18 protein-coding genes are annotated in these 23,769 nt (G+C 49.7%); 12 read left to right on the top strand and 6 right to left on the bottom strand.

Going from position 1 to position 23,769, the window contains the following annotated elements:
• Positions 1-310 precede the first annotated feature (310 nt).
• From QZN42_RS06760 to QZN42_RS06745, 4 genes are all read left to right on the top strand, one after another.
• Positions 311-1,501, top strand: a complete 1,191-nt coding sequence (locus QZN42_RS06760; protein WP_296955706.1) for a pyridoxal phosphate-dependent aminotransferase — start codon at positions 311-313, stop codon at positions 1,499-1,501.
• 1,339 nt (positions 1,502-2,840) lie between these two features.
• Positions 2,841-3,872: a low specificity L-threonine aldolase gene (locus QZN42_RS06755; RefSeq protein ID WP_296955704.1), complete on the top strand. Its 1,032-nt coding sequence runs from the start codon at positions 2,841-2,843 to the stop codon at positions 3,870-3,872.
• Positions 3,873-4,035: 163 nt separating this feature from the next.
• Positions 4,036-4,902, top strand: a complete 867-nt coding sequence (locus tag QZN42_RS06750; RefSeq protein WP_296955701.1) for an aldo/keto reductase — start codon at positions 4,036-4,038, stop codon at positions 4,900-4,902.
• Positions 4,903-5,269: 367 nt separating this feature from the next.
• Positions 5,270-5,950, top strand: a complete 681-nt coding sequence (locus QZN42_RS06745) for an MBL fold metallo-hydrolase (RefSeq protein ID WP_296955698.1) — start codon at positions 5,270-5,272, stop codon at positions 5,948-5,950.
• Between the two features lie 46 nt (positions 5,951-5,996).
• Here the strand turns inward: QZN42_RS06745 and QZN42_RS06740 are convergent, their stop codons facing one another.
• The gene (locus QZN42_RS06740) at positions 5,997-7,397 is read right to left on the bottom strand and encodes an ATP-binding protein (RefSeq protein ID WP_296955696.1); all 1,401 of its coding nucleotides are present in this window, start codon (positions 7,395-7,397) and stop codon (positions 5,997-5,999) included.
• 183 nt (positions 7,398-7,580) lie between these two features.
• Here QZN42_RS06740 and QZN42_RS06735 point away from each other — a divergent pair, with 183 nt between their 5' ends.
• A complete protein-coding gene (locus tag QZN42_RS06735; RefSeq protein WP_296955693.1) occupies positions 7,581-7,823 on the top strand; it encodes a pyridoxamine 5'-phosphate oxidase family protein in 243 nt (80 codons plus the stop codon).
• Positions 7,824-8,029: 206 nt separating this feature from the next.
• On the opposite strand, the gene QZN42_RS06730 is transcribed toward QZN42_RS06735, so the two are convergent.
• Positions 8,030-8,635 (bottom strand): hypothetical protein, encoded by a 606-nt coding sequence (locus QZN42_RS06730; RefSeq protein ID WP_296955691.1) that lies wholly within the window; start codon positions 8,633-8,635, stop codon positions 8,030-8,032.
• A complete protein-coding gene (locus tag QZN42_RS06725) occupies positions 8,589-9,041 on the bottom strand; it encodes a hypothetical protein (protein ID WP_296955689.1) in 453 nt (150 codons plus the stop codon). The genes QZN42_RS06730 and QZN42_RS06725 overlap by 47 nt, the downstream gene beginning before the upstream one ends.
• Positions 9,042-9,189: 148 nt before the next feature.
• Here QZN42_RS06725 and QZN42_RS06720 point away from each other — a divergent pair, with 148 nt between their 5' ends.
• The 5 genes from QZN42_RS06720 to QZN42_RS06700 all read left to right on the top strand — a co-directional run bounded on the left by QZN42_RS06720 (position 9,190) and on the right by QZN42_RS06700 (position 13,120).
• On the top strand, positions 9,190-10,542 hold the full coding sequence (locus QZN42_RS06720; protein WP_296955686.1) for an ATP-binding protein: 1,353 nt from the start codon (positions 9,190-9,192) through the stop codon (positions 10,540-10,542).
• 35 nt (positions 10,543-10,577) lie between these two features.
• Positions 10,578-10,814, top strand: coding sequence for a helix-turn-helix domain-containing protein (locus QZN42_RS06715; RefSeq protein WP_296955684.1), 237 nt, complete (start codon positions 10,578-10,580; stop codon positions 10,812-10,814).
• Between the two features lie 159 nt (positions 10,815-10,973).
• Positions 10,974-11,222 (top strand): hypothetical protein, encoded by a 249-nt coding sequence (locus tag QZN42_RS06710; RefSeq protein WP_296955683.1) that lies wholly within the window; start codon positions 10,974-10,976, stop codon positions 11,220-11,222.
• Between the two features lie 85 nt (positions 11,223-11,307).
• Positions 11,308-12,462, top strand: coding sequence for an MFS transporter (locus QZN42_RS06705; protein WP_296955682.1), 1,155 nt, complete (start codon positions 11,308-11,310; stop codon positions 12,460-12,462).
• Positions 12,463-12,694: 232 nt separating this feature from the next.
• Complete coding sequence (locus QZN42_RS06700) at positions 12,695-13,120, top strand: type II toxin-antitoxin system HicB family antitoxin (protein WP_296955681.1); 426 nt, start codon at positions 12,695-12,697, stop codon at positions 13,118-13,120.
• Between the two features lie 141 nt (positions 13,121-13,261).
• Here the strand turns inward: QZN42_RS06700 and QZN42_RS06695 are convergent, their stop codons facing one another.
• The 3 genes from QZN42_RS06695 to QZN42_RS06685 form a co-directional block, all read right to left on the bottom strand.
• Positions 13,262-14,458, bottom strand: coding sequence for an ATP-binding protein (locus QZN42_RS06695; RefSeq protein ID WP_296955679.1), 1,197 nt, complete (start codon positions 14,456-14,458; stop codon positions 13,262-13,264).
• 447 nt (positions 14,459-14,905) lie between these two features.
• Positions 14,906-16,273: a PhoH family protein gene (locus tag QZN42_RS06690; RefSeq protein WP_296955677.1), complete on the bottom strand. Its 1,368-nt coding sequence runs from the start codon at positions 16,271-16,273 to the stop codon at positions 14,906-14,908.
• Positions 16,274-16,309: 36 nt separating this feature from the next.
• The gene (locus QZN42_RS06685; RefSeq protein WP_296955674.1) at positions 16,310-16,975 is read right to left on the bottom strand and encodes an HD domain-containing protein; all 666 of its coding nucleotides are present in this window, start codon (positions 16,973-16,975) and stop codon (positions 16,310-16,312) included.
• A 1,258-nt stretch (positions 16,976-18,233) separates the two neighbouring features.
• Between QZN42_RS06685 and QZN42_RS06680 the strand changes: the two genes are divergently transcribed.
• Positions 18,234-22,355, top strand: a complete 4,122-nt coding sequence (locus QZN42_RS06680; protein ID WP_296955670.1) for an ESPR-type extended signal peptide-containing protein — start codon at positions 18,234-18,236, stop codon at positions 22,353-22,355.
• An 830-nt stretch (positions 22,356-23,185) separates the two neighbouring features.
• Complete coding sequence (locus QZN42_RS06675; protein ID WP_296955667.1) at positions 23,186-23,599, top strand: endonuclease domain-containing protein; 414 nt, start codon at positions 23,186-23,188, stop codon at positions 23,597-23,599.
• Positions 23,600-23,769: the final 170 nt, after the last annotated feature.

The raw sequence follows: 23,769 nt of genomic DNA, 5'->3' as shown, positions 1-23,769 counted from the left end.
TTCTGCAGGGCGGCTCAGTTCTATATTTTAAAAATAAAAAATCGTTAATACGAGGAATTTTTTATACTGAATAATAAATTTTCCAAAATATGAGTCCCGTTTGAACTTTCAGAATTCAGGACCGGTCAGTTCTGCTAATAACTAACTACTAACGGCTGAATTTCATCATTCTGTTTCCATCAATCATTTTGGAAACGAAGGGCCATGTGTCCATATTTCTTAAATTTTATAGTGCATGGCAGGTCATTTCGTTATATAATGAAATTGTCTTTTGATGATTTTTTATCAATTCATTGATAGGAGAGATAGTATGAAAATTTCACAGCGTGCTCTTAGCCTCACCACTTCCCCGATTCGCAAGCTGGGACCTTATGCCCAGGATGCGGTCAAGGCAGGGAAGAAGGTATATCATCTGAACATCGGCCAGCCGGATATCGAGACTCCGCCGCAGTTCATGGATGCTATCCGCAACTATAATAAGAAAGTCATCGCTTACGGTCCTTCCCAGGGCGATGCAAAGCTGATCAGCCAGATCCAGAAATATTACAAAGAATGGGATATGGATTACAGCGAAAAGGAAATCTACATCACCGACGGCGGAAGTGAAGCTCTGCAGATTGCCATCCTTTCTCTCTGTGATCCCGGCGATGAAATCCTGGTATTCGAACCGTTCTATGCAAACTACAATTCCTTCGCAAAGATTGCAGGCGCCAAGGCAAAAGGCATTCCGACCTCTGCTGAAAACGGCTACCGCCTGCCGGACCTTGCAACCATCGAATCCTATGTGACCGACAAGACCCGTGCGATCATCCTCACCAACCCGGGCAACCCGACCGGTGTGGTTTACACAAAAGAAGAAATGGACAGAATCGCAGCAGTTGTGAAGAAATACGACCTCGCCCTCATTTCCGATGAAGTCTATCGTGAATTCGTATATGACGGAAAATACGTATCCTTTGGCACCTATAAAGATCTGGAAGAAAACCTCATCCTCATCGATTCCGTATCCAAACGCTACAGTGCCTGCGGTGCCCGTATCGGCTGCCTCATCACCAAGAATAAAGATATGCTGGCCCAGTTCAATAAATTCTGCCAGGCCCGTCTCTGCGTAGCAGACGTGGTACAGGCTGCTGCCGCTGCCCTCTATGACACTCCTTCTTCCTACCTCCAGGAAGTCAATAAAGAATACAAACATCGCCGCGATACCATTGCCGCCGAACTGGCAAAACTGCCGGGCGTTATTTCCTCCGATCCGAAAGGCGCCTTCTACGTCATGGTCAAACTGCCGGTAGATGATGCAGAAAAATTTGCCATCTGGATGCTGAAAGACTTCGACGTAGACGGAGAAACCGTCATGATCGCTCCTGGCAACGGCTTCTACTCCACCCCGGGCAAAGGCATCGACGAAGCCCGCCTGGCTTACGTCCTCAAAGCAGAAGACCTGGAAAAAGCCATCCGCATCCTCGGCGAAGGACTGAAACGGTATCCGGGAAGGAAATAAGGTCTCTGAACAATTTCCTTCTGACGGATAAAGTCGAACGTGCTTTTCGTTCTTCGCTCTTCGTGATTCGTGGTTCGTGAAGGTGCGCTGCGACAGTATATAGGCAGCGCGGAGTATTAGAAATTATCCCTCAGTCAGAGCGGCTGGGGGATTTTTCTTGTAGGTTCATAAATCCCGGATATCGGCCTGAGTCACTTGTGCCTGATCGTGATTCGTGAAGGTGCGCGCTTGAAATTATATAGCGCGCGGAATATTTAGAAATAAAATCTCTCAGTCAGTGCGACTGGGGGATTTTTTCGTTTGCGGAAATGATTTTATCACAGAGGATGGATAGGTACGGTACGCATGAACCGAATGAGTCACTCTCCCCGCGTCCGAGATGCAGCCCCCTTTACCCGCTCCGCGGGAGTTTCCCCCGCTCCCAGACATGGGACATCAGCGATATGCGAACTTTCGAAGAGCAAGTCATAATGATTGACTCTATCGGTAAGCAAGGCGTACGATCATGCAAGTCGGAAATGGAGAGAAAGGGAAGAACGTACCGTAAAAAGGAATTTCCATAAATACGTAACGCATGAAAAGTAAGAGTCACTCCGGCATGTCCAGTATGCAGCCCCCTTTACCCGCTTCGCGGGAGTTTCCCCCGTTGGGGGACACGGGAGACATCAATTATGTGTTCTTTCGAAATCCGTCTATGTGACAATTGACTCTGCAGATGAGCAAGTGCTCCCCGCGTCCGGGGAGCTCCCGACAGGGTGAGGGGGCGTACGATCTTACATGTCGAAAATGGGGAGAAAGGAAGTCCCGTACCGTAATAAAGAAATCCCATCACTGCGGTACGCGTGAAAAGAAAGAGTCACTTCGACATGTGCCAAATGCAGCCCCCTTTACCGCTTCGCGGAGTTTCCCCCGTTGGGGGACACAGGACGCATCGGTTATGTGCCCTTCGAAATTCTTCTTTCTGACAGATGACACTACCCGTCAGCAAGTGCTCCCCGCGTCCGGGGAGCTCCCGACGCGTACGATCATGCAAGTCGGAAATGGAGAGAAAGGGAAGAACGTACCGTAAAAAGGAATTTCCATAAATACGTAACGCATGAAAAGTAAGAGTCACTCTCCCCGTCTCCGGTATGCAGCCCCTTTACTTGCTTTCGGACACGGGACGCAGTGGGTATGAGTTTTTGGGATTTTCCATCGCAGGGAAGGGGGCACTGTCATTTGGAAATGTTTCGAGAACCGGTGCCGGGTAATGACCAATAACTTTTATTATCCCCCTTTGTATTCCGTCCCGTTCTGCGGTATGATAGCTCCATGAGACTGATTTTAAAGGAGAAATCAAATGAGCAGACTGAACTTTACTTCTGATTATACTGTGACCTGCACCCCTGAAATCCTGAAGGGGCTGGCATCTCTTGGCCATGAATCTTTCACAGGCTACGGTTTCGATCGTATTTCCGAAGCGGCAAGAAATAAAATTCGTGAGCTCTGCGATGCGCCGGAGGCAGAGGTGTATTTCCTCTCGGGAGGCACCCAGGCCAATGAAGTGGTCATCAATACCTGGCTGGCTCCCTATCAGGGGGTCATTGCAGCCACTACCGGCCATGTGGCCCTTCACGAGGCGGGAGCTATCGAGCATGGGGGACATAAAGTGCTGGCCATTCCGGGAGTGGATGCGAAGGTGACACCGGATGGCATCAGGAATTTTGTAGAAAATTACTATGCCGATGATAATCATGAACACATGGTGATGCCTGGACTCGTTTATATTTCCAATCCTTCCGAATACGGCACAGTCTACTCCCTCAAGGAACTGGAAGAACTCTCCGCCGTCTGCCATGAATTCCAGCTGCCTCTTTACATGGACGGTGCCCGTCTGGCCTATGCCCTGGCTTCCGACGGTTATGATTTGACGCTCCCGGATATCGCCAGACTCTGCGATGGTTTCTACATCGGAGGAACCAAGTGCGGCGCTCTTTACGGGGAAGCTGTGGTATTTCCGAAGAAAAATACCATTCCTCATTTCTTCACCATGGTGAAGCAGAATGGCGCTCTTTTTGCGAAGGGCTGGGGCGCAGGGAGCCAGTTCCTGACTCTTATGTCCGACGGCCTCTATGAAAAGCTGGGCAGAAATGCCATCGAAAAGGCCAATGAAATCCGGAAAGCGCTGGACGAAAAAGGCTATACCCAGTACATCCGGAATACGACGAACCAGATTTTTATCGTCCTCACAAAGGAAAAGAATGAAGAACTGGCAAGATCCGTGGAACTTGGCTTCTGGGAAAATCTCCCGGATGGTCATGTGGTCATGAGAATCGCCACTTCCTGGGCAACGACGGAAGAAGATGTGAAGGCTTTAATCGAGCTTTTGTGAGAAAAAACGGAAATAAAAGTTATCAGTGAAAGTGGGCGCCAGAATCATGAGGCGCCCTTTTCGTATGCCTTGCAGGCATACTGACCTGATGGAAATCAGGTATTCGACAGGATATATATATTTACATATAATATAGAAAAGGATTTCAGAAAGGAGAAATGCCATGATTTTAGACGAGGATTATACCTTATCCAACGGGGTAAAGATTCCAAAGCTGGGCCTGGGGACCTGGTTTATCAGAAATGAAAAGGTGAGTGACGCAGTCCGCGGGGCTGTGGCTATGGGTTATCGTCATATTGATACGGCAGAGGCCTATGGCAATGAAGAAGGAGTAGGGGAAGGCGTCCGCACCTGCGGTGCAGACAGAGAAAAACTCTTCGTCACCACGAAACTGGCTGCCGAAGCGAAATCCTATGAAAAAGCAGTGGAAGCCATCGACGGGTCCCTGAAGACCCTGGGCCTTGACTATATCGATCTGATGATCATTCACAGTCCCCAGCCCTGGGCCATGGTGAATAAGTCCGATGACCGCTGCATCGAAGGAAACAGGGAAGCCTGGCGGGCACTGGAAGAGGCTTATAAAGCCGGTAAACTCCGGGCCATTGGTATTTCCAATTTCCTGGAAAGTGATATTGACTCCCTGCTGGAAACGGCGGAAATCATGCCCCTGGTGAACCAGCTGCTGGTACATGTGACAAATACGCCTTTTGACCTCATCCGTCATTCCGAAGAAAAAGGAATGCTCGTGGAAGCTTACTCTCCCATGGGCCATGGGGTGATGATGAATCATCCGAAGCTTCTCGAAATGGCTGAGCGCTACGGGGTGAATGTGGCACAGCTCTGCATCCGTTACACCCTCCAGCTGGGGACTCTGCCTCTTCCGAAGACGGCTAATCCGGACCATATGAGGTCCAATGCTGCCGTAGACTTTGAAATTTCCGAAGAAGATATGAAGACTTTGAAGGAAATGGAGAAGATTAAGGATTATGGGAAATATGCGAAGTATCCTGTTTACGGCAAAGTGAGATAAACTTTTCTTTACTGGACTGTCTTTGTGAGAGATAGCTGTAAGTCTAAAAACTTTTAAATCGGGGATCTCGGGGGTCTCGGGAGTATCGGGGCTGTCGGGGCGGTGGCGGCGCAGCATAATTGGGAAGCGCCGCCCTTATTATATTTATATGAAAAGTAATTGATGCAAGACAAAGTGAGATAAAGGCTTCTTGACCAGCCTGTTTCTGTAAGGATAACTATAAGTCTGACAACTTTTAAATCGGGGATCTCGGGGGTCTCGGGAGTATCGGGGCGGTGGCGGCGCGGCAGATTGAGGGCGCCGCCTTTTATATTCTTTTTGCGTCATTCCGGAGATTTCTGTACAATAAAGAAAAGGGGTGATATGAATGAGACTGGAACAGATTTCTGAACATATCTGGTATCTGCCACCGGATAATCAGAAGGACCGGCCCATGCTGGGTTATGTGAAAGGAGAGAAATTTTCTCTTGCCATTGACGGCGGATTTTCGCCGGATCAGGTGGAAGGTTTTTATAGAGAGCTGAAAGCGGCCAATCTTCCAAAGCCCGATTTTACGGCCCTCACGCACTGGCACTGGGACCACACCCTGGGCCTTCCGGCTGTTTCCGGTCTGGTCATCGCGGAAGAAAGGACGAATGACCTGCTGCGGGAGGAACGGAAGAGGCTGGCCGATCCGTCTTATGAAAAGCGGCTGCGGATGAGCTATATTTACGTGGATGAAGAATTTCCGGACGTCCCCATTCCCACCATCCGGACCGGAGAAATCGAATTTCATGACCATCTTACCTTGTACCCGGGAGCCGTGAGGGCAGAGCTTTTCCATGTGGAAGCGCCCCATACGCCCGATTCCACCTTCATTTACATACCGGAAGATAAAGTTTTATTTCTTGGCGATGCCTCTCTTTCGTCTTTCGAAACGGGCCGCATGGACCGGGAGAAAATGAATGCTCTTCTGGAAGCAGTAAGGAACCTTGACTGCCAGGCCATTCTTCTGGGCCATGAAGGGCTCCTGAGCAAAGAGGATTTCCTGTACTACAATGGATTTTGAAATAAAAGTCAGTCCCCGAATGGAGACTGACTTTTTGCTGTAGTTTTTATTGAATGGCAAGAAGCTTCTCTGTGTCCACAAGGAGGATATTTCCTGATTCAGCTTCTTTTTGCAGAGATTCCGTAAAACCGCTTTTTGAGAAGAGGGCATAGTGAATTTTTCGGCCTTTGGAGATGAGGAGGCTTCGTTCTTTCAATATTTCCAGTACGTCCATGCCTGCGGGTTCGCTCCTCCATTTGCATTCGCCGCAGAGGATATCGGTTTCATTGGCACAGACGATATCGATTTCCTCTTCCCGCTTCCTCACGGGATTCGTGCCCCACCAGTGGCCGTAGGTGGTATAGAGTTCATTCATATTTCCTGTCATAATGAGACGCTGGATATACTGCATGCTTATTTCTTCAAATATATGGCCGAAATATTCCGAAAGGTGCGGAAGGATGTGTTTCTCCCAGGCTGCCCGTCCCAGGCCCATGGCAATAAGGGAAGCGCAGGAGGGAATGAAGCGGTACCAGAAAAGATAAAGTTCGTCCCTGATGCGGTAAATGGAGCGGCGCGTCTCTTTTGATTCGACAGGCTGTATTTTTTCTACCAGTTCCAGATCCATGAGGTTATTCAGGTAGAAGGTAATTTTCCCCGGATCCCTGCCCACGGCCATGGCTATATCATTCAGCCGGCTTGCGCCATTGGCGATGGCAGAAAGAAGAGAATTGTACACTGCCGGCTCCCGGAGCTCCTGCAGCATCAGGTTTTCAGGCTCTTCCTGCAGATGACCGTCGGTAGAAAGAAATTCCTCCACCACCGCTTCTTCCAGATTTTTATGGAAGGAAAAGTAAGAAAGGTACTGTGGAATTCCGCCGCAGATTCCATAGGCCAGGAGTTTTTCTTCTGCCTGCCATTCCGGGAAGAAACGGATGCTTTCATACCAGGGCAGGGGATGGAGCTTGAGCTGCGCCGTCCGGCGTCCATAGAGGGGACTCTTATACTGAAGGACCTGACGTTCCATGAAGCTCATGGATGACCCGCAAAGGATGAGGTACAGTTTTGTATGCGACCATTCCTGGTCGATGAATTTCTGAAGGAGTGAGGAAATAGAAGGTACTGCCTTTGCCAGATAGGGATATTCATCGATGGCAAGGATGATTCGCCGGTCTTTTGAAATTTGCGTCATATACGAAAAGAGGCTTTCAAAACCGGAAAAACTATCGATCAGCTTTGTCTGCTCATCAGGGTACTGTTCCCGGATGGCAGCCGTGAGACTTTTCAGCTGCTCTTTTTCGCTCTGCTCGGTGGCCATGAAATAAATGGCTTTTTTTTCGCGGATGAATTCCTGAATGAGCCTGGTCTTTCCGATTCGCCGCCGCCCATAGATGACAGGGAATTCAAAATGATCTGACCGGTATCGCTTTTCCAGCGCTTCCAGTTCTTTTTCTCGTCCGATGAACATGGGAGTCTCCTTTCCATTTTATATAGTTACGACTATCATAGTCATGACTATGTAAATTTGTTTTCTTCATTATATAAAAATTCAAGAGCTTATGCAACGGAAATGGAAGTTCATTGACAATCTTTTCCCGGAGTGTTACTTTTTGATGTAATAAATAATATTACAACAAATGAGGCGAAAATCATGAAGACAGAGGAAATATTAGAAATCCTGCAGCGGAAAATACACAGTACCATCGTAGCCACAAATGATGAGGAAGGGCTTCCTGTGACTTGTGTCATCGATAGGATGCTCACTGACGGAAAAAGTCTTTATTTCCTCACGGCCCGAGGAAAATCGCTGTACCGCAGGCTTCAGGCAAAGCCTTTCCTGGCCCTGACGGGTCTGAAAAGGGAGACCACCATGACTTCCGTTTGTACTATATAGGCAGAAAGGAAAAATTCCGCAGGTCCTGCTAAAGCGCAATTCCCCGGGAAAGGCAGGAGGAATGAATCCTTTCCGCATAACGGGATCCCGATTAAGAATGATTGAAATATCGAAACCATGCAGTTTTTCCTTGTTTTCCTGCATGGGAAAAGGCCCGGCGAAAGCCGGGCCTTTTGGCGTGGCAGAATGTACGGATAGAAATGGATTTACCTTCCTCCGATCCGCACATTCTGCCAGTTTTTATTTCTGGAAATTTCAGGCTCCTCACCAAAGAAAGCCTTTCCTGCTTCTTCGTCCCCTTTGAGCCAGTACATGAACCAGGCGGTCATGTAACCGTCTGCATAGCGCAGCATATCGCCATGGTCTTTATCCTTTTCCCTGGCCATCACTTTCGGCGTGGAATCGGGGATGGCTTCGAAATTTTCCGTCAGCGACCATAGAGGAGCGATGCTCTGGCCGGATTCGGCCGTCTTGTCGGCAGTAGAGCCCGCATCCCAGGCTCTCGTACCTGCCACCATGAGGGTGGGAATGGAAAGATTGGAAAGGTCATAAGACCATTCGGTTCCCAGCTTGTCCGCCCGTCCCCAGAAGGAAGAAGTGGCGCTGGCCGTGAAAATGGCTTTGTAATAATATCCGTTTTCCTGCTTTGTCACCGCATTATAAGCGCCCGGGCCTCCCTGAGAATGGCCGGCGATACCGATATGGTCCGTATCGATATTATGATAAAAAATACTCCCCGGATCCTCATTCAGCTTCAGTATATAATCAAGCGTGGGAAGACGATGCGCCGGTGCGGGAATTGTCATCCTCATTGCCCACTGCGATGAATCCCCAGGTGGCCAGATGATTGAAAACTTCTCCGTAAGCGGAAGCCTTCGTGCCGGTCCCATTGGCCATGATGACCATGGGGCAGGTTTTATTTCCTTCCTTCAAAGACTTCGGGTACCAGACCTCATATTTCTTCCATGCCGTCCCTTCCGCCTTGTAAGAAGCCCTGGAGACTTTCTCCGGTCCAGGGGGCGTATATTTCTTCTCCATGGCGCCTGCCGGATTTTCATATTTGTAATAATGATTGTTCCTGTCATTCATCATGCCCGGGAGAATCGCGATTCCCGCGAGACCTCCGGCATCGGCTGCCTCAACCGGAGCCAATGCCGGAGAACACATGATAGCTGCGGCTAAAAGAGCCGGCAGCACTTTCATGACCTTGCGAACCATGATGAACCTCCTTCATTCAGACTATAACTATTATAAATCGTGGAGGGGAAAACAGGAAATATGGAAAATGTGTAAATAAACTGTGAAAACATATGGAATTTTGTGATAGAATACATATAAAAGTATCAGAAAAATGTGGGAGGACATTATGGAACGACTGAAACGAAAAATGGATAAAGAACTGATTCGCTGGAAAGAGGATCCGTACCACCTGCCCCTCATTGTGAAAGGAGCCCGGCAGATTGGAAAGACCGATGCCATCCGCCATTTCGGACAGACTCAGTATGAATCCTATATAGAAATCAATTTCATCCTGCAGAAAGAATACAGGACTATTTTTGATGATGGCTATGAAGTGGAACAAATTCTGAAAAATATGACCTTCATCCATCCGGAAATTCGTCTCATTCCCCATAAGACCCTCATTTTCTTTGATGAAATCCAGGCATGCATCAACGGGGCCACCAGCCTGAAAGCCTTCAAAATAGATGGGCGCTATGATGTCATCTGCTCCGGTTCCCTCATGGGCATCAATTATGGGGAAATCGAATCAAACAGTGTGGGTTACAAGCAGGACGTAGTCATGCATTCCCTTGATTTTGAAGAATTTCTCTGGGCCCATGGCTATGGGAAGGCACAGATTGATGTCATTTACAATCATATGAAAAATCTTACCCCTCTTCCGGAGACATGGATGAAAGTATTTCATGATATCTTTCTGGAATACCTGGTAGCAGGCGGTATGCCGGCCATTGCTGCCCGCTTCATGGAACAGGGTAACTATTCCGGTATCCTTGCCATGCAGCAGCAGATCCTTCAGGACTACGAGGAAGATATTACGAAATACGCGGGCGGTCTGGATAAGGCCAGAATACTCAATGTTTATCGGGCCATTCCTGTATTTCTTGGACAGTCAAACAAGAAATTCCAGATTTCCAAAGTGGCCAGAAATGCCAGGAACCGGGACTATGTGGGGGTGGTGGAGTGGCTCTCCAACGCAGGCATCGTCAATATCTGCTATAACCTGGACCTGCCGGAGCTGCCGCTCAAAGGAAATTACAATCCCAAAGATTTCAAGCTTTACTTCGGCGACCCGGGCCTTCTCGTGGCATCGCTTGATGAGGAAGTACAGGAAGACCTCCGTTTCAATAAGAACTTTAACATCTATAAAGGTGCCCTCTATGAAAATGCGGCGGCCGACATGCTGACCAAAGCAGGATTTCCTCTTTTTTTCTACCGGAATCCGAAATCCACAGTAGAAATGGACTTCATGATTCGCGACCGTGACTCCCTGGTGCCTGTGGAAATCAAGGCACAGGACGGAGCCACCCCATCCCTGAATCGCCTGATCACCAAAGATACCTATGAAGACATCCACTACGGCATCAAATTGGGGAATAAAAATATCGGTTTCAACGGGAAGTTCTACACTTTCCCATACTTCCTCACCTTCCTGCTGAAGAAATTCCTGAAAGAGAAAGATGAAATAAAAGCAGTTTAATTGGAAAATATTTTTGTATCCTGGAGGTTATCTGAATGATTAATGATGTGATGACGACTACGGAAGCGGCACAGCGCTGGAAAGTGACTGCCCAGACGGTCAAACTTGCCTGCTCAGGGCAAAAAGGGTATCCACCGAGGTTTATGGAAAATGAATGCAACAAGTCCGGCGGTACCTGGCTGGTAACCCGGCAGGGCATGGAAAGACTTTTCGGACCGGAAAAGAATGATTGGAAAGGCGGGGCAGAGGGCTCCGCCTTTTATTTCATCTAAATACGGAAAAAATAATGCAGAAATATAAAATTATATCGTTCAATATGTTCAGTAAAACTGTCAAAACCGTGATAAATGTTATATTTTATCAATATGGGTAAATTTCCGGCTTTTGAATTGGTGATATAATAAGAATCATCTCAAATTTCGGAGGCTTTCATGATTCACGAAAAAATCCGGCTTTTTGTTCCTGCGCTGTGCCATCTGATCAATGATACGGGGCAGGGGTCCATTGCCGCACTTCTGCCTCTTTTCATCAGCCTGCTGGACCTGTCTTACTATCAGGCGGCTACGGTCATGCTGATGGCTTCTCTATGTTCTTCCGTGGTTCAGCCCCGTTTCCGTGCTGGCCTTTTGGGTCACATTTCTTCTCAGGGAGCGGGAAAAAGGGTAAAGCGGCCCTTCTGAAGAGGTGCGGGCGCTTTTTCCCTGTAAATCAGATTCTATGTATTTTCCGGAAAGACGGTATGGCGTATGGCCTGCGGAGGTTCTTATGATCCGAGATAAAATCCGACCTTTTATTCCATCTCTCTGCCATTGCATCAATGATACGGGGCAGGGGTCCATTGCGGCACTGCTGCCGCTCTTTATCAATATGCTGGGCCTTTCCTACTACGAAGCGGCAACCGTCATGCTGGCTAATACCATGTGTGCCTCAGTGGTGCAGCCGGTCTTCGGCTATCTGGCAGACAAGGTGAAGCTGCCCTTCCTGGCGCCCCTTGGCGTACTGATGGTGACTATTTCCATCAGCCTTATGGGGACCACCGCCTCTTCCTATGAAGCGGTGCTGCTCCTGGCTCTCTTCTCCGGCATCGGTTCCGCCATCTTCCATCCGGAAGGGGCGCTCCTCGTGAACCGCATGACCGGACCAGCCAAAGGGCGGGCCATGGGCTTCTTCGCGGTGGGCGGGAACCTGGGCTTTGCCGTGGGACCCATGATTGCCTCTCTCGCTTATACCCTGGGCCGCCAGTGCCTGTGGCTCTACGCCATCCTGGGCGTCATCGCCACACTCCTCTATACCTGGTGCTTCATCCTTTCCCGCTCGGAAGAGGCGGAAGGAAAGAAAAAAGAAACAAAAGAAGGAGCGGAAAACGACTGGAAATCCTTCGGGAAACTCTTCTTCCTCATCCTTGCCCGCTCCGTTTCCTTTGCCTGCCTGAATACCTTCATTCCACTTTTCTGGATTTCCCAGCTTGGTAAAACCGCAGGAGAAGGAAATATGGCCCTTTCCTTCTTCTTTGCCATAGGAGCCTGCCTCACCTACTGCGGTGGTGCCCTCTCCGACCGGGTAGGCTACGTCCATATGATCCGCTACAGCCTGATGATCCTCATTCCAGGACTCATCCTTTTCATCCTGAGCGGCACACCCATCCTTTCCTATATCCTGATGCTGCCCGTAGCCTTCGGCGTATTTGCCATGTACGGACCCACCATCGTCCTGGGACAGACGTACCTGGCGAAAAACGTGGGCTTCTCCTCCGGCATCACCCTGGGAATAGGCATCACCATCGGTGGAGCCATGGCCCCCATGGTCGGTAAAATAGGCGATATCTACGGCCTCCAGGTAGGCCTGGCCACCCTCATCCCCATAGCGCTCCTGGCGCTCTTCGTCACATTTCTGCTGAAAGAGAAGAAAAAAGAAGAATAGCCGGAATACTTTTCCCCATTCAGGACAGATCCTTTCGTTGAAAAGGGATTAGGAATTGGGGATCAGGAATTGGGGGCGGTGCGCCGCGACAGAAAAAGGCGGCGCAGAGTTTTATATGTTGAATTGCTCCGCTCGGCATCTTGTATTTCTCGGTAAATCCAAAAGATGAGACATTAAAACTCCACATATCGAATTCTGGAGAGAATGTATTTCAGGAAAAGAAGGGATGGGTATGATTTCCATTTACCCCGCATGTTTCTATGAAAATAAAGATGGTTCCTATACCGTGATTTTTCCGGACCTGGACTATACGGCCACCCAGGGAGAGAATCTGGAAGATGCTTTTGCCATGGCAGTAGACTGTCTCGCCGGGTACCTCTATACATCTCTGGAAAATCATGAGTCCTTTCCGAAAGCTTCCGTCATGAGCTCTATCGATCCGAAGAAAGTACTGCAGGAGATTGACTGTGACGATGATGATAAAGGATTTGTGAATATGGTCACGGTAGATGTGAAATCCTATGCCCGGGATCACTTTGAGAAATCGGTGAAAAAGACCCTGACCATTCCCGTATGGCTGGACGAAGCAGCCAAAGCCCAACATATCAATTTTTCCAAAGTTCTCCAAAAAGCACTGAAAGAAGAACTGCGGATGTAGTCATAGTCGTTAGTATGTCATACAAATTTAAAAGACTGTGGAATCATGAAAATGATTCACAGTCTTTTTATCGTGGAAATTTGTTAAATAGATTTTACGAATTTCCTTATTTCCAAGATTTTATAAAATGAATTTTACAAATCATTTTTCTTCTAGCAGCCAGTCGTATACATTGACCTGACGGATGCCGTTGTAGGATGCCATGGGGAGGTAATCCATGGAAAGGATGATTTTGGGATTATGGTCATGGATGGCAAGGAGCGGCGCCAGTTCACGGTCCCTGGTGCGAGTATCCAGAATGGACTGGGAGACCTGGATGTACGTCGTGAGGCCATCACGGAGGACGATGAAATCGACTTCTGACTGTCCCACCCGGCCCACATAGACTTCATAGCCCCGGCGGAGCAGCTCGAGATAGACGATATTCTCCAGAATATGTCCGCTGTCACTCTGCTTTGAACCGAGGAGGAAATACCGGAGACCGATATCAGCGGCATAGTATTTCGCGCTGTTCTTCAACCGCTCTTTTCCCTTTACGTCATATCGGTCAGCCCGGTAAAGAATAAAGCTGCTGGTGAGGGCGGAAATATAGGATTCCACGGTGGGGACGGAAATTTTCCGGCCCATGGAAGTCAGGGTATTGACGATTTTCGTGGAGGAAGCAATATTTCCTATATTGTCATACATGAATTCGATGAGGCTCTGCAGCTGGGAAATATCGGATACCCTTTTACGGAGAGCCACGTCCTTGACGAGAATCGTATTGTAAATGCCTTCCAGATAAGCCCGGATATCTTTGGAATCCGTGAATTCCAAAGCACCGGGGAAGGAACTGTTCAGGAGATAGCGGGCATAAAGCTTCGGCGTATTGTGCTCTTCAGGAAAGGCGGAGCAATATTCAGCAAAGGACAGGGGAAGCATCCGAACCTCGATGTACCTGCCGGAAATCAGAGTGGCTAGCTCGCCGGAAAGGAGGAAAGCATTGGATCCGGTGATGTACAGATCCACATTCGGCTTTGCATAGAGCCAGTCCACCACTCGCTGGAAATCAGGGACGTTTTGGATTTCATCAAGAAATACATAGTAAGGCTGGTCCTTTCCCATCCGGCTTTCGATGTATTCATAGAGGGCATCCGCGGTGAGGAGATGTCGGAAATCCCCGGACTCCAGATTCACCGCAATGATCCGGTCCGGCGAAGTCCCCGTCTCCCGGAGATACTCCTCAAAAAGGAGGAGCAGCGTAGACTTCCCGCAGCGACGAATCCCCGTGATCACTTTGATCACATTCTTGTCCTTCAATCGCTTCAAAGTTTCGATATACTGTCTGCGTTCAATCATAGTTCTCACCATCCTTTTCAGATATAGTATACCATAATAAGAAAATTCGTTAAATGAATTTTATAAAATAATAAATATAGCAGAATTTATAAAATTGATTTTATAAATTTCAAACAGGAAAATCATCGAATAAGAAGATGCAGACCGGGCGGGGGCAGGTTCTCTTTATTTAAAAATCGGGAATATTTATGCCGAAGGCCTATATATTCTGCGCCCAAAGGGCGCCACCACCCCGGGTTTCCCGATAGCCCCGGGATTCCCGATTCTCCCGACACAAAGGCTGTTGATAAACACTTTTCCTTTTCAAAAGCAGCTGCAACCCATATTTCCCACATAAAAATGGCGCCTTCCATATTTCAAAGGCGCCACCTTAACGAAGAACGAATCACGAACAACGAAGAACGATCCGCACAAGTGAAACGAATCGCTTATATAGATGATGACTCACTAGAACCGTTCAATCGCATCGAGGGCCAGAGCGGACCTTTCACATTCGGAGTTGAGGAGGGTGATCTGCCAGCAGAGGGGAGAGCCCTTCATTTTTTCTGCCGCGTAGGAGAGGCCGTTTGTCCTTTCGTCGAGGAAGGCATTATCGATCTGCCTGGGGTCGCCCAGGAGGATGATCTTCGTGCCCCGTCCTGCACGGGTGATGATGCCCTGTACCTGGTTCGGTGTCATATTCTGGGCTTCGTCGATGATGAGGTAGGTATTGACGAGGGAACGGCCGCGGAGGTAGTTCATGGCTTCCATTTCGATGTAGTGCTGTTCGAATATTTCCTGAATCGTATCCTGCAGCATCATTTCATCCCGGTAATTGTCTTCTCCGCTGTCCATGAGCTGTTCCAGGTTATCCATGATGGGCCGCATGAGGGGAGAAATTTTTTCCTCTTCCGTCCCCGGGAGGAAGCCGATATCTTTATCAAACTGCACGTTGGGCCGGCAGATGAGCATTTTCCTGTATTCGCCCCGCATGTTATTGACCACTTTCTCAAGGCCCACGGCCAGGGAGTAGAAGGTCTTGGCCGTCCCTGCCGGACCTTTCACGATGACGAGAGGTGCTCTCTGGGCGCTCATCATGAGGGCTTCCTGGATGAAGACCTGTCCCACATTGTGAGGCTTCACGCCATAGGGAGAAGCGGCGGCGAAGGTGAGGGGCACGATGCGTCCTTTTTCCACCCGCCCCAGCTGGGTGGCCTGGGGATTGAGGTCGTTTCTTAAAGTGACAAATTCATTTTCCGTGAGATCGGGGGGAAGGATATTTCCTTCCTCATCCGTTATGTATACATTATCTAATGACACGCCCTGGGTCTGGAAAGCGGAGGAAACATCGGCCCTGATGTAGCAGGTGGTGCGGCCCAGGTAATTTCCGGAATCGCTGGAAACCTGTTCATTGGAGAAATCTTCCGCCGGGATGCCCAGCATTTCCGATTTCAGCCGGAGCACCAGGTCCTTTGTGACCAGGATGACGTCTTTTCCTTCCTTCTGCGCATGGATGCAGACTTTGAGGATCCGGTTATCCGCCTTGTCCTCCGGAAGACTTTCAGGAAGAGGTTCATGGACACAATTCGTTTCAATCCGTACCGAGCCGCCACCGGGCAGCGGTACCCCGGAGAGGATATCCCCGGAAAGCCGGAGATTTTCCAGAGTCCGGATGACTTTCCTGGCATTGGCGCCCCGCTCGCCGTCTGCCTTCTTCAGGCCGTCCAGCTCCTCCAATACCACCAGGGGCAGAAGCCTTTCATGCTCATCGAAGCAGAAGAGGGCATCCGGCGCCTGAATCAGTACGTTTGTGTCGATGACATAGGTTTTTACCATTCCATCCACCATCCTCTATGAAATTTTTTAAGGAAATCAGCAAATCTTGTGCCCATTTGCTTTTGCTTTGAACTGGAGACCCAGCACTTCACCTGCCCGTTTGCACATGATCATGCGCTGCAGGAATATTTCAAAATAGTCCATAATGGTGCAGATGGATTCATCCAGTTTGATATCCAGAATAATGGTCTTCTTTTCCGTATCGATGCTAAGCTTTGAAGACTCGGCCGCATAATTGACTTTATCATGCTTGTCAAACGTATTGATGACCGGATTCCGCACCCGGTTTCGCCGGACGTCACACTTGTCCGCCAGGATCACCGCAGCCGATACCGGGTCAACGGCTGTCCCTGTGGCTTCATCATGCTGCCCGATGGCCGTGATAATGATAGCGATATCCTCGGGATCCGCATTCCATTTCTGAAGAAGATAAAAGGCCATGAGCGCCCCGGAGTGGGAATGATCCGTCCGGTTCACGCAGTTTCCTATGTCGTGCATGAGCCCCGCAATCTTCGCCAGCTCGATCAGATGGTCGTCATAGCCCAGTTTCTTCAGAATCCTCCCCGCGGTCTCCGCTACTTTGGAAACATGGGCGATGGAATGGTCCGTATAACCCAGGGCGCCAAGTACGTCGTTGCCCTGCCTGATATAGATCTGAAGTTCCTTATTCTTTATAACCTTATCATACGATATTTTTCCCATAAATGACAACTCCTTTTTATACTATCTTCAGTATAATTGGTGAAAATGTACGCTATATATAGGATTTGTAAGAAATCAGTCAGAGGAAATAGAAACGGTAGGAATCAGGAAATAAACCTGCCGGCCGTTACCGGCGGCAGCCTTTGGCTTTCCATTGTCAGGAGGGAAAAAGAAAATCTTTCGGTTCATCCCGGAAGGGAAAATCAGGCCATTGGGGACGGAGATATAGTTTCTCGAAAGGATAGAGGCACAAGGGCAGGAGAAACATTAATCATCCCATCCGTCGGCTTCGTCGACTGTCCCATCCGGGGAAGGTTTTTCTCAGCCGCAAAGCGGCAGAGAGGCCAGTCCGCCCGATTATAAGTTCCCGTGCGAGTTGTTTATAAGAAAATTTTATATAAAATTTCCGAAAATAAAATCTTCTTTATGTACTATACAGGCAGAGGGCGAAAGAAAGGGCCCCCGGAAAATCCTTCGGAAACCCGGCTGTACAGAATCGATCGAAACGGGCGGAAGGATGGACCGGATCAGATTTCTTTTCTCCTGAAAATGTCTGCAGACAAAAACGAAAAATCCTCCGGTCGAAAGACCAAAAATATCAAAAGAATCAGTTCCATCACGAGATGAAAAACTTGTGGACCACCTCCGTCAAACGGCAGCTCCGTCCCTGCGTGTCCAGGTCAAAGTCCCTGCAGCCGATTGATCTTTACTGACCGATGATACCCCCGTCGAAAGACCGGGGGATTTTTTCGTGGGATTTTTGACTTCCTTCCCGTGGCGGTTATGCCGCGGCTTTTTTATTTCCTCCTTCGTTCCGGAATCGTTATCTTTATTACGGGCGGCGGACGATGGGATGGAGGAAATATGAAAATCAGACGTCATCAGAAGTATTGCAGGTAAAATGCGCGGTTTCATGCAATTTTGAGGCAATTGACATATAAAGAATTAATAAATTATTTCGTATAGCAGAAATAATCATCATGCTATAATGAAATTAAATAAAGGATAATTTTCGTCTTACTTTGCCGGACCCCGGAAGGGGCGTGAAATCATAGCAGCGGGATGGAAATCATTGGAACCATAGAGTGCTCTCTAAAGGCATAATATATGGAATCGGCTTTCTTCATGGAAAGGATGGATTCCATCTGAATGCATGTGAACAGCAGGTACGGCGGACCAGGTCCTGTACTCTGCTGTTTTTTTATTTCCCAAAGAGCAGGGAGAGTTCACTGCGGGAGTTTCAAAAGGGGGGATTGTCATGAATAAAATCTATAAAGTCATCTGGAGCAGGGCGAGGAACTGTTATACAGTGGTTTCGGAAATCGTAAGAAATCATGCAGGGAGCGGCGCCCGGGCCGGCAGGCTGGGACTTCTCCTGCTCCTCACCATGGCTGCCATGACAGGAAATATATACGCCGTGGGACTGAACGTGCAGGGGGTAAATGTAGATGCCTCCGGAACGAATGCCACCGTCTGGGGATATGGGACAAAGGCGACAGGGGAAAACAGCACGGCCTTCGGTAAGGGCGGTGAGGCCGCAGGGCTGAATGCCACTGCCTGGGGAAATAGTACCAAAGCGACGAAGGAAAACAGTACGGCTTTCGGGAAGAGCGGAGAGGCCTCAGGAAAGAATTCGACTGCCTGGGGAGATGGCACAAAAGCGACGGCGGGAAATACCACGGCCTTCGGACTGAATACGCAGGCGGGAAATGACAAGGGTACCGACGGCGAACAGGCCGTGGCTTTCGGCACCAGAAGCAAGGCCTATGGAGATAACTCTACTGCCTGGGGAACGGATACCCGTGCCAGTGGATCAAACAGCACGGCTTTCGGAAATAAATCGATGGCTCAGGGCGCGAATTCCCTGGCCTTCGGGGATGGTTCTATCGCCCTGGGGAGTAACAGCTTTGCAGCCCTTGGCGGTGTGGCAGCGGAAAAAAGGACAGGAACCCCGGGAAAGTACAGCACTGAAGGCCCGGATGTGGAAAACTCTATCGCCCTTGGGAAAGGCTCCTGGGTAAAAGTGAAAGATGCAGTGGCTCTGGGTTCCGGTTCTATTGCACAAAGAACTTTCGATAATGGTAATGCTTATGGTTTCCATGCAACTACAGGTAAAGCGGATATTAATAATCTCACTCCTGCTTGGAAAGCCAGCGGCAATGCGATTGCTGTCGGAAATATAAATTCTGATCTGGGTGCCATAGTTACCCGCCAGATTACAGGCCTTTCTGCGGGCAGTGCGGATACGGATGCAGTGAACGTGGCCCAGCTGAAAGAAGCGACGACCCATTTCTACAGCGTCGGTTCCACGGACAGCACGAAGAAAAATTATGCCAATGACGGAGCCACGGGGACTGACTCCGTGGCAATCGGAGTGGGAGCGATGGCAAGCCAGGCCGGATCTGTGGCTCTTGGCTCAGAGTCTCTGGCAGACGCAGCCGCCGGGGCGGGCTATGACCCGCTGACCGGAGAGAGGTCCGTTTCAGAAAACATCGCCTGGAAATCTACCCGTGGAGCTGTCTCCATAGGCGATTCCAATAAAAATATTTCCCGCCAGATTACGAATGTAGCCGCCGGGTGGAATGACACCGATGCCGTCAATGTTGCCCAGTTGAGAGCGGCTATACATTCAGTAGGTGGAGCCTCAAAAGTACGTATTTACAATGGTGGTCATATTTTTAGTACAACATACAGCGGTGGTACTGAAGTTACTCAAAAAATGGATAACAGCAATATCCGCATAGCATTCGGCAAAGGCTTGAAGGCTCAATATTCTCTTGATGGAGAAAATAATGAGGTCATTCAGGTGGGTTTAGATGAAGAGTATATTAAAAACGATGATAATCTAAAAGGCCCTAAGGGCGATACCGGTGCACAAGGCCCGCAAGGTGAAAAGGGTGAAAAAGGCGACCCTGGTGCTCAAGGCCCTAAGGGCGATAAAGGTGACACCGGAGCCCAAGGTCCGAAGGGTGAAAAAGGCGACAAAGGCGACAAAGGCGAAAAAGGCGATATAGGAGCCCAGGGCCCGCAAGGAGAAAAGGGTGAAAAAGGCGATACAGGCGAACAGGGTCCACGGGGCGAAAAGGGCGACAAAGGCGATACCGGTGAACAGGGCCCACAGGGAGAAAAGGGCGACAAAGGTGATACGGGAGCTCAAGGTCTGCAAGGTGAAAAAGGCGAAAAAGGTGACCCCGGAGCCCAGGGACCTAAAGGCGATACCGGTGCCCAGGGACCTCAGGGCGTAAAGGGTGACAAAGGTGACCCCGGAGATCAAGGTCCGCAGGGCGAAAAGGGTGAAAAAGGCGACAAAGGTGATACCGGAGCCCCGGGTCCTAAAGGCGATACAGGTGCTCAGGGACCGCAGGGCGAAAAAGGCGACAAAGGTGACCCCGGAGCTCAAGGTTTGAAGGGTGAAACCGGAGCCCAGGGCCCGCAGGGCGAAAAAGGCGACAAAGGTGATACCGGAGCCCAAGGTCCTAAGGGCGATACAGGCGCCCAGGGAGAAAAAGGTGACAAAGGTGACACCGGCGCTCAAGGGCCGAAGGGCGATACAGGCGCACAGGGTCCGCAAGGTGAAAAGGGTGACAAAGGCGACACCGGGGCTCAGGGTCCTAAGGGTGATACCGGAGCTCAAGGTCCTAAAGGCGACACCGGGGCTCAGGGACCTAAAGGCGATACAGGTACCCGGGGCCCGCAGGGCGAAAAGGGTGAAAAAGGCGACACGGGAGATCAGGGACCTAAAGGTGATACCGGAGCTGTAGGCCCTAAAGGAGATACAGGCGCACAGGGCCCGCAGGGCGAAAAGGGCGACAAAGGAGACACCGGAGCCCAGGGTCCTAAAGGCGATACAGGTGCCCGGGGCCCACAGGGCGAAAAGGGTGACAAAGGTGACACCGGAGCTCAAGGTCCTAAAGGTGACACTGGAGCTCAGGGACCTAAAGGCGACCCCGGAGCCCAGGGCCCGCAGGGCGAGAAAGGAGAAACCGGTGCACAGGGACCTCAGGGTGAAAAAGGTGAAAAAGGCGACCCTGGTGCTCAAGGCCCTAAGGGCGATACTGGAGCCCAGGGCCTGCAAGGTGAAAAGGGCGATAAAGGTGACACCGGAGATCAAGGCCCTAAAGGCGATACAGGTGCCCGGGGTCCGCAAGGCGAAAAGGGCGAAAAAGGTGACCCCGGGGCCCAGGGACCTAAGGGTGATACTGGCGCACAGGGCCCGCAGGGCGGGAAAGGAGAAACTGGAGCACAGGGACCACAGGGTGAAAAAGGCGACCCCGGAGCTCAGGGACCTAAGGGCGATGCAGGTGCTCAAGGCCCGCAGGGTGAAAAAGGTGACAAGGGTGATACCGGTACCCGGGGTCCTGCCGGAGCAAATGGGAAACCTTCTACAGCTGAGGTCGTCGATAACGGTAACGGTGTAAAAACAATTACCATGACATATTATGATGAAAATAATGAAAAGCATACATCCACTACGACCATAAGAGATGGTAAAAACGGGACTGACGGCGCAGGTACATTTGGCCTTGCTGATGAAACAACGGGGACAGTAATCCGGAAGACAGGTACAAACATTGCCATCATTGGTGATGGTACGAGAACTTATAAGGATGGCAATGTTACAGTGGCAGATGGAAATATTTCCACGAGCATTGCTGATCTGGGTGATGGCAGCGGAACGCAAGGCCTGAAGGTCACTTTGAGCAGGGATTTAAAGAACCTGAATAGCGTAACGACGAACCTTGTGAATGCTAAGACAGTGAATGCCACAACCTTACAGGCAGGAAATACCACCATCGATACGAATGGCCTTTCCATCAAGGACGGTCCCACCATCACAAAAGACAAGGTGGATATGGGAGGAAGGCAGATTCATCATGTGGACCGCGGATCGGCTCCCACCGATGCCGTCAATTTCAGCCAGATTCAGGACCTTGCCAATGTCACCGGCGGAGCCATTACCAGACTCTCCAGCCGCGTGAACCGGGTGGGCGCAGGCGCTGCGGCCCTCTCTGCCCTCCACCCGCTGGACTTTGACCCCGAATACAAATGGGACTTCGCCGCCGGCTATGGCAACTACCGAGATGCCAATGCAGCGGCAGTGGGCGCCTTCTACCGGCCCAATGAAGATACCCTCCTCTCCATAGGCGGAAGCTTCGGCGGAGGAGAAAACATGATGAACGCAGGCATCTCCGTCCGCCTCGGCCAGGGCAGTCACATGCCCACTTCCCGCACAGCCATGGCCAGAGAAATCAGCAGCCAGAAAAAGCAGATTGCCGCCATGCAGGAACAACTGGATAAACAAAACGAACAGATGGAAAAACAGAACGAGCAGATCGCACTACTTTTGAAGGCTGTGGAAGAACTGAAGAAAGGTAAGTAGTTGTTGGCAGTTAGTATTTAGAAATAAAAGCCTCCCGGTCTATTCAGGCCGGGAGGCTTTTTGTATCGTTCTTCGTGAAGGCAGCGGCCAGATTCATGGGTCGGCCATTTTGTATTGGAAACCGATAAGTATGCTGACCGGTAGAGACAATCGTGTGGATAAAGGAGTGTGCTGAAAGGACCTCACTGCACTGCACGCTCATGGCACTTATGAGGAAATAGTAAATCATGATACCGGTCACCACCCTTCCGAGTGCCGGAAGGGTGGCCCGCAGAGCCGGGTAAGTTCATCTATCGTACAAGGCACATAGGAAGCTGATTGATGAAAGGTACTCCGTATATGTGACTCCATCGGTAAAAAGTAAAGGAAAAGCCGGCCAGAAGCGCAAGTGCAGGGAATCATCCATCATCCCATCCGGGGAAGGTTTTTCATTAGCCGCGAAGCGGCGAAAAGGTCCATCCACCCTTGAAAGGGGGGATGTCGCGGAGCGACAGGGGGGAAGACTGATGCTTACAGCAGAAAGAGTTTTTCGAGCACAAGTGCAGTGGTAGCAAAAATCATCCCATCCGCCCTGACGGGCACCTTCCCTATCCAGGGAAGGTTTTCGCATATGGCGGCCTATGGCCGCCTGGAAGGACCATCCACCCTTGAAAGGGGGGATGTCGCGGAGCGACAGGGGGGAAGACTGATGCTTACAGCATAAAGAGTTTTTCAGGTACAAGTGCATGAAGCAATCAATCATCCTATCCGGTGAATCGTATATTTCTTACCATACTCCTTTATTTCTGCTATACTCAAAGAAAATGTGAACTATAAAGGAGGGTATGATCATGTTTGCAAAACCGAGTCCCTATATGAAGAAGCGCAGATACGAATTGAAGAGGAACATGACTCCTCAGGAAAATATCCTCTATTATGGCATTTTCAAAACCCTGCGGGAAAAGAAAATTGCAGATTTTACCCATCAGGAAATCATCAATGATGAATATATCGTCGACTTCTGCTGTGACAAACTGATGCTGGTCGTAGAAATAGACGGCAGCCAGCATAGGAGCGAAGAAGGAGAAAAAGAAGACCGAATCCGGACTGCCAGGCTCAATGAACTGGGACTGAAAGTAGTCCGTTATGACAATAAAATGATTGACGAAAATTACGATGGAGTATGTTCGGATATCCTTCGGCAAATGCAGGAAAGAGCCGATGAACTGGATGTGCCCATCAACTGGTTCGTCATGGACCATTGATGTAAAAAACTGAAAAAAGCCGCGAAGCGGCGAAAAGGTTCATCCACCCTTGAAAGGGGGGATGTCGCCGAAGGCGACAAGGGGGAAGATGAATGCTTCAAAGTGCAGAAAGAGCTTTTCACGCACAAGTGCGGGGAAATATCAATCATCCTATCCGCCCTGACGGGCAC

The organism is uncultured Dialister sp., from assembly GCA_900314595.1.
Taxonomy (GTDB): Bacteria; Bacillota; Negativicutes; order Veillonellales; family Dialisteraceae; genus Dialister.
Note: the sequence above shows the minus strand (reverse complement) of the source record. Positions and strands in the feature narration are given on the sequence as shown.

Bases quoted from the DNA above. Each gene is read 5' to 3' on its own strand.
- QZN42_RS06735 (WP_296955693.1), top strand. From the start codon at position 7,581: ATGAAGACAGAGGAAATATTAGAAATCCTGCAGCGGAAAATACACAGT.
- QZN42_RS06685 (WP_296955674.1), bottom strand. From the start codon at position 16,975: ATGGGAAAAATATCGTATGATAAGGTTATAAAGAATAAGGAACTTCAG.
- QZN42_RS06695 (WP_296955679.1), bottom strand. From the start codon at position 14,458: ATGATTGAACGCAGACAGTATATCGAAACTTTGAAGCGATTGAAGGAC.
- QZN42_RS06740 (WP_296955696.1), bottom strand. From the start codon at position 7,397: ATGTTCATCGGACGAGAAAAAGAACTGGAAGCGCTGGAAAAGCGATAC.
- QZN42_RS06760 (WP_296955706.1), top strand. From the start codon at position 311: ATGAAAATTTCACAGCGTGCTCTTAGCCTCACCACTTCCCCGATTCGC.
- QZN42_RS06710 (WP_296955683.1), top strand. From the start codon at position 10,974: ATGATTCACGAAAAAATCCGGCTTTTTGTTCCTGCGCTGTGCCATCTG.
- QZN42_RS06705 (WP_296955682.1), top strand. From the start codon at position 11,308: ATGATCCGAGATAAAATCCGACCTTTTATTCCATCTCTCTGCCATTGC.
- QZN42_RS06680 (WP_296955670.1), top strand. From the start codon at position 18,234: ATGAATAAAATCTATAAAGTCATCTGGAGCAGGGCGAGGAACTGTTAT.
- QZN42_RS06730 (WP_296955691.1), bottom strand. From the start codon at position 8,635: ATGAGGATGACAATTCCCGCACCGGCGCATCGTCTTCCCACGCTTGAT.
- QZN42_RS06700 (WP_296955681.1), top strand. From the start codon at position 12,695: ATGATTTCCATTTACCCCGCATGTTTCTATGAAAATAAAGATGGTTCC.
- QZN42_RS06715 (WP_296955684.1), top strand. From the start codon at position 10,578: ATGATTAATGATGTGATGACGACTACGGAAGCGGCACAGCGCTGGAAA.
- QZN42_RS06690 (WP_296955677.1), bottom strand. From the start codon at position 16,273: ATGGTAAAAACCTATGTCATCGACACAAACGTACTGATTCAGGCGCCG.
- QZN42_RS06675 (WP_296955667.1), top strand. From the start codon at position 23,186: ATGTTTGCAAAACCGAGTCCCTATATGAAGAAGCGCAGATACGAATTG.
- QZN42_RS06725 (WP_296955689.1), bottom strand. From the start codon at position 9,041: ATGGTTCGCAAGGTCATGAAAGTGCTGCCGGCTCTTTTAGCCGCAGCT.
- QZN42_RS06755 (WP_296955704.1), top strand. From the start codon at position 2,841: ATGAGCAGACTGAACTTTACTTCTGATTATACTGTGACCTGCACCCCT.
- QZN42_RS06745 (WP_296955698.1), top strand. From the start codon at position 5,270: ATGAGACTGGAACAGATTTCTGAACATATCTGGTATCTGCCACCGGAT.
- QZN42_RS06750 (WP_296955701.1), top strand. From the start codon at position 4,036: ATGATTTTAGACGAGGATTATACCTTATCCAACGGGGTAAAGATTCCA.
- QZN42_RS06720 (WP_296955686.1), top strand. From the start codon at position 9,190: ATGGAACGACTGAAACGAAAAATGGATAAAGAACTGATTCGCTGGAAA.